Origin of the sequence: Pseudomaricurvus sp. (assembly GCF_965662505.1) — a bacterium.
Classification (GTDB): Bacteria; Pseudomonadota; Gammaproteobacteria; order Pseudomonadales; family Cellvibrionaceae; genus Pseudomaricurvus.
The window spans coordinates 1-6432 of record NZ_CBFIHX010000157.1 but is presented as its reverse complement, the minus strand read 5'-3'; the positions used below and the strand labels follow the sequence as shown (position 1 = coordinate 6432).

Genomic DNA, 6432 nt, shown 5'->3' with positions numbered 1-6432 from the left:
GCGACTTCTAGCCGTTATAGCAACAGACGGTGAAAACATTGACTCACTGAACGCATTAGCTGCTTCTGGTCAAGCAGGTGGTGATGACGATTAATAGATAAACAACACATCGTTATTTTATGGAAGCGGGGCAAAAGCCCCGCTTTTCCTAGCTAAAAATTTTTATCGGAAACAAGTAAATGCGGATTTTATTGTTTTGCCGACGCGCTTCTTCTAACCATCTGACTAGCGGTCGACAGTCAGGTTTTACCCTTATTGAATTGTTGCTCATTGTCGTTATGCTTGGTGTGCTCAGTATTGCTGCCATTAATGCGTTTGACGGTAATGAAGAACAAGCTCGTCTTAATATTACTCGGCTTGAAATGTCTGAGCTGCAAAAAACGTTACTCCAGTTTCGTCGCGATAATCGCGAGTTACCATGCCGAGTCTATCGTTCTGGCGTTTTTAACCCACTTGAATTTCGTAATAGTGTTGGTGATGCAGGGTTTATCAATATCTTCGCATTACCAGCCGGTGGGGCCTCAGCCTCAGATTGGCGAGCATGGTGTAGCGAAGACGTCACTAGCAGCGGTCAAATAGTGTCATCCAATGCTATGTATATGTTGAATACCTTTCCTTATGATGTCGCTGATCCTGATTTAGCAGCACTTATCTGGGATCGAAATACTCAGTTAGGCTGGAATGGGCCTTATATCAGTCAGGAAGGCTTAACCGATGGATGGGGAAATCCCTATTTACTCTTGGAGCCTGAGCTAACCTTTAATCAGACGTATCGCTGTGAGAATGACTCAGGTAGTTACGCCATAGATGGCACAACGGGTGATTACATTTGTCTGTCACCGAGTGATCCTGCTTTTGATGGTTCGATAGATATTTTACCTGCGGATATTGCCAGAATAGTCAGTAGTGGACCTGATGGGGTAATAGACAGTGCGTTAAGTAATTACAACCTCAATATTCCGGAAGATCCTTGTCTCGCGCAAGGGGATGATTTAGTCCTGTGTCTGCTGAGGTAAAGTAGATGTCAGCGCGGTTATCCAAACACACTACTTTTGCCGATTCACGTGGTTTTACTTTACTAGAACTCGTGTTGGTCTTGTTTCTAGTCGGGCTATTGGCCACGGCAGGTCTGTTGTTTACCCAAAATATTGAAGACCAAGCACAGTTTGATGATACCCAACGTCGCCTTGAACTGATTCGTAAAGCGATTATCCAAAGTGGCGAAAGAACAGTAAATGGTCGTCCAGAGCTTTCTGGCTTTGTTATTGATAATGGTCGACTACCTTATTGTTTAACCGAACTAACAGGACCAGAGTTTGCATTTACAGATAGTGCCAGTGCGCCAACAACTCACTACCAATCACCCTGTGATCTGAGCAATGGATTATTAACATTACGTAAGCCGCTCATCACCAATTCAGGTTTACGCTATGGGTGGTGGGGACCTTATATTCAGGTTAACCCAGAAAGTAATGGTGACCGACCTTTCCGCGACGGTTACAGCAATGATGATGGCGGTGTTAATTTTGGCTGGAACTGGACATTGTCTCAGTCAGCGACTGCTGTCGTCATCGACAGCTTTGATCCTGATAGTGGTTCGTTTCCGCAGCCTATCGACTTGACAGTACAAAGCTCGGGCTTTGATTTAACGGATGATTTTGATGATTATCCCGCGGCAATCACTGATTATCTGCTAGTTGCCAATGATTGGCTTTATCAGCAGGATGTCACAATTCAGTTTGTCAATACATCGGCTACGTCTGCGATTAACGGTATTAACAGTGGCGATGAAAACTGGACGCTGACATTAGCGAAAAGTACGACTGATCCGGATGCCTTAGCCTCTGCATTTACCTTTACGCCAACCTCATCCAGTATCCCTGCCAATATGGGTATGTATGAACATACAACCAGCTTTAGCGATCCTATTCCCGTGGGCTATTACCGGGTATCGATTGAGTGCGCAGATGGAGATAGCTGTCCAGAGTCAGTTAGTAACCCCTACACGATTATGATTTTACCGAAACAGCAGCTCGGCCCTCTGCGCTGGAATATGGAACCTTGATGAATCTGAAAATCTTGACAGACAAATTGAGCTCACTCCGCGCAAATAGCGTCATGGTGTGCGAGTGGACGGGGGTATCAATGCAGGCCGCCGCTTTTGCTAAAACGGCTAAAAAACTTCAGGTTTTAGCAACAGCCAGCTCGGATAGTATCGACCCAGCAGTGGCCTTTAGTCAGCTTCTTAGCTCATTGCAAACTCAGGGTTGGAAGGGTAAGGATGTGGTTGTGCTCACACCCTCAGTGATGAGTGCCATGGTTGAACTCCCTGTTTCGCCTAAAAAACCGAAGCCAGTGACACAAATGCACGAACTGGTTCGTTGGGAAGTGGAGCCATTACTGATGCAGCATCAACTCCAATGGACATTGGGTCAGTTGATGGAATCGCATGGCATGCTCTCTGCGGAGCAGGTGCTGGAAATTAATCAGGCACAGAAGCTGCAAAAACAGGATTCTAATAAAGTCGATCGCAAGGCTAACAAACGTTTTGGCGAATTGGCGTTGGAGTTGGGTTATGTGACGCGTGAACAGGCACAGTCTTTATTTGTTGTTCAAGATTGGTTGCGCGGAGAAGATGATGATGTGATTTGTGGCTGGTCGGCTCAGGGCGAAGTTGATGATGCGCCGGGTGTCTGGAACTGGATGGCAACAGGGACACATCAATCCATAATGAGTAAGTGGCATGAGCTGTGTCAGGATTACAATCTGCAACTCACCGGTTTGATGCCACTGACAGGAAACAGTGTGGCCTTGATTGAACATGCCGACAAGCACCTTGTGGTGCTGGAAACCACCGAGTTTATTACGACTTCAACCCATTTGAAGCGTGATGTCATTATTTCTGTTCAACACTTTGTGAATCGCAGCGCTTCCATGTTGGATGCCTGTTTGGAAGTGTTTCATGCTGAAAATGCACAGCACCCCGGCGTGGTACTAGCAGCACCGCCTGAAAGTCTTCCTAATTTGAGACGCAGTCTATCATCAGCATTGGCGAATGAGCCTGATCTTGTCATGTTTGATGAGCGAGAAGGGCTTTCTCCGGGGCTCTTTGCTGCCGGTAGGCTTTTCTTTGGTCTTAAGGGCGCAAATAAAATTAGTATCGTACGCCCTGATGGACCTTTACCGCCTACTTGGGATCGACCTGAAACCCAGGTGAGTGTCTTGCTTGGCGCATTATTATTTTTAGTCATAGTCTCCGAGATAACGATGTCGATTCAACACGCAGCAATCAGTCGTGATAAAGCAGAGATTGATGCACGTGCCGAAGTGTTGGATACCGCTGTTGCAAGAATCAATAAACAACGCGACGAAATTGAACAACGCAAAGCTGAGCTTGAACAACAGAAAGATAACCAGCGACGTATGGAAGCCCGACTGAAATTTTTCGGTACTGAGCTACCTGACCGAGCCATATTAGTGCAGGCGATTCTTGGCATACTTCAAAACAATATTAATGATCAGATTGTGGTTAATCGCATTGATGAGATGGGGCGTCGTGTCGGTATTCAACCACCGACTACGCCCTTAAATTTACCGAATGTAATTGAAACCGATAATTTCAATATTGATGCTTGGGCATTAACAGAAAGTGCCGCACAAGAGTTTGTACAAAATATAAAACTAGCTGTCACTGCATGGAGCATGGAGGTTAGAGATATACAGGTAATAGAAAAAACAGGGCCGTTCAATCTTGCTGGTTACTCGGTGTCATTAAGTCTGATACGCGTTATTCCAAAAACTGAAATTGAGGCGGCTCAATCGTGAAATTAAAGCAACTTAATAAACGCGAACGTATCCTGGCCGCTTGCATCATCATTATTATCGTTCTGGGGGGCTATGGTTTTCTACGATTTCAACCCAAATTCGATGCGAATCAGCGACTCGAACAACAAAAGCAGGCAACGTTGAATAGATTGGGAAAGATGGATATTCCATCAGAACCCACAGAAGGTGTTGATGAGATCAAAGATGCACTCGATGACCAAGAAAAAGCATTGGTGGCAATAAGAGAGAGTGCTGAGCAGATTGAGTCGCAACTTGCACCTATAGACTCTCAGGAGCTGAAGGTACGTATTTCAGAGTTGGCGCGTGACAGTGGCATTCGTATTCGTGTCAATGAGGCTCTTAACCCACAACCTTTGAAACCGGCACCGACAAAGCGTGGCAGTAATGATAAAGCTGATTTTGGTGAAATCATTCCACCGGTTGGCACGGGGTGGGTAACTCGATTATCACCCGGCTCGATGTATCAGCGACCATTACAGCGTCTGGAAGTGGATGGTAGCTATTTGTCGCTGCGACGTTTTATACATGGTCTTGATCAGCTTCCCTACTTAGTAACAGTAGTGAGAATCAATGTTGAAAAATTAGATATTGCGCCATTACGGGGTAATTCACAATTATTGAAAACTGAAATGGTACTGGCACTGTAACGAGAGACCCCATGGCAGTAAGAGATGAGCAATTAATTACAGCAAGCATTGAAACCGGGTTGATTGAACAATCCGTTGTTGACCAGCTACGTCTGTCTGCTAGACGCGAGCGCGTGCCTTTATTGTCGAAAATTTTAGCGCATTTTCGACTACCGCTGTCGGCATTACATAGAGCCCTTGCTGAGGAGCATGGATTTCGTTTTATTGCTCTATCGTCATCACAGCTGAATACTGCGCTAACTAAAAAATTACCATCCAGCTTAATTAATCGTAAGCAAATGATTGTCGTCAACGTTGGTGATGAGTCGTTGTTGGTAATAAGTGATCCCACAGATCGAACCTCAATTGATGCAGCATTGCGATTAGTGGGCGACGCATTACCAGTGGTAATGACCGATCCAGAACATTTACGACTGACAGTCAAAAAATTGTTAGCTAATACCGCAGTTGCGCAGGCAAGTACGACTGCAAGTTCAGATACTGATCTGATTGCTTTGTTGGATCAAATTCTAAGAGATGCCTATCTTAACCGTGCTTCAGATGTACACCTGATGATAGAAGAAGAAGGCATACGGGTTCGTTTTAGAGTGGATGGAAGGTTGAGCGATTATCCACTTGAAACCGACCCTGCTATTGGCGCGGGCTTGATTTCACGGGTGAAGGTATTATCGGGGTTGGATATCTCTGAGCAGCGTATGCCACAGGACGGTGGGTTTTCATATCAGCTCACCGCACCTGTCAATATGGAGTTTAATATTCGCGTTGCCACCGCTCCAACCCGGCTTGGTGAGCGCATTACCATGCGATTACTGGGCAGTGAGAGCAACACGCTGACATTAACGGATTTAGGTTTACTGGAAAGTGACCTGATTGAATTTAAACAGGCTATTCGTAAGCCTTACGGCATGATTTTGCTGACGGGGCCTACCGGAAGTGGTAAATCCACCACGCTATGTGCAGCGCTACAGGAAATTAATCGTTCAGATATTAACATCATGACGGTCGAAAACCCCATTGAGTATGTCATTGATGGGATTTCTCAAATTCAGACCGGCCCTAAAATCAATTTTGCTGATGCGCTTCGTTCACTGCTCAGACATGATCCTGATGTTTTGATGGTGGGGGAGATTCGAGATTCGGAAACCGCTGATGTGGCGGTTAAAGCGGCGATGACCGGGCATCTGGTTTTTTCGACTTTGCATACCAACAATGCTGTAAGTGCCGTGACTCGCCTTATCGATATCGGCTGTGAACCTTTCTTGATTGGCTCAACCATGACAGCTGTTATTGCTCAGCGGCTTGTGCGGCGCTTATGCCGTCAGTGCGCTAAAGCCAGACCTGCGACCGAAGATGAGCTGATGTTGCTGGGAACTGATGAGCAAGTGGATATCTTTGAGCCCGTAGGCTGTCCCGTTTGTCAGGGGCAGGGTTTCAGAGGACGATTAGGCCTCTTTGAAACACTTTGGTTCAATGAAAAATTAGCCCGGATGATCGCCAAAGGTGCGGATGAGGAAACACTGGAAGCCAGTGCTGGGAAGTCGCTTAAATTTATGTGGGAGGACGGCTGCGAGAAAGTGCTGAGAGGCCTAACGACACTGGATGAAGTGCGTGATGTCGCTGTTTTTAAACGACATGACATGGCGGAGGCGAACTAAATGCCAACGTTTGCTTATCAGGCCTTAAGTCGAACCGGTGACGAACTGTCCGGCAAGATGCAGGCTGACTCGACCAGTGCGGTGGCACAAGCATTGCGGACAGAAGGCTTGCGTGTATTGCAAATCAAAGAGCGTCGGCGTTCAGGCTTTTTGGGACAGGAAAACTTCAAAGATTGGCTTGCCACGCAGCGATCAGTGTCGACTGATGCGTTGATCTTTTTTTATCGACAAATGGCATTTATGCTCAGAGCCGGACTGCCATTGGCCGAATGCTTGCAGCTGGC

General features: G+C 46.3%; 6 protein-coding genes. All 6 read left to right on the top strand.

Annotated features, from left to right (window positions below; all coding sequences use genetic code 11):
- Positions 1–179: 179 nt before the first annotated feature.
- On the top strand, positions 180–1016 hold the full coding sequence (locus tag ACTG33_RS15460; protein ID WP_439136120.1) for a type II secretion system protein GspG: 837 nt from the start codon (positions 180–182) through the stop codon (positions 1014–1016).
- A gap of 5 nt (positions 1017–1021) precedes the next feature.
- Entirely contained in the window at positions 1022–2065 is a 1044-nt protein-coding gene (locus tag ACTG33_RS15455; RefSeq protein WP_439136119.1) for a prepilin-type N-terminal cleavage/methylation domain-containing protein, read from the top strand.
- A complete protein-coding gene (locus ACTG33_RS15450; protein WP_439136118.1) occupies positions 2065–3825 on the top strand; it encodes a hypothetical protein in 1761 nt (586 codons plus the stop codon). The genes ACTG33_RS15455 and ACTG33_RS15450 overlap by 1 nt, the downstream gene beginning before the upstream one ends.
- The gene (locus ACTG33_RS15445; RefSeq protein WP_439136117.1) at positions 3822–4493 is read left to right on the top strand and encodes a hypothetical protein; all 672 of its coding nucleotides are present in this window, start codon (positions 3822–3824) and stop codon (positions 4491–4493) included. The genes ACTG33_RS15450 and ACTG33_RS15445 overlap by 4 nt, the downstream gene beginning before the upstream one ends.
- 11 nt (positions 4494–4504) lie before the next feature.
- Positions 4505–6148: a GspE/PulE family protein gene (locus tag ACTG33_RS15440; protein ID WP_439136116.1), complete on the top strand. Its 1644-nt coding sequence runs from the start codon at positions 4505–4507 to the stop codon at positions 6146–6148.
- Positions 6149–6432, top strand: a 284-nt coding sequence (locus ACTG33_RS15435; protein ID WP_439136115.1) for a hypothetical protein, incomplete at its 3' end; no start/stop codon positions are given.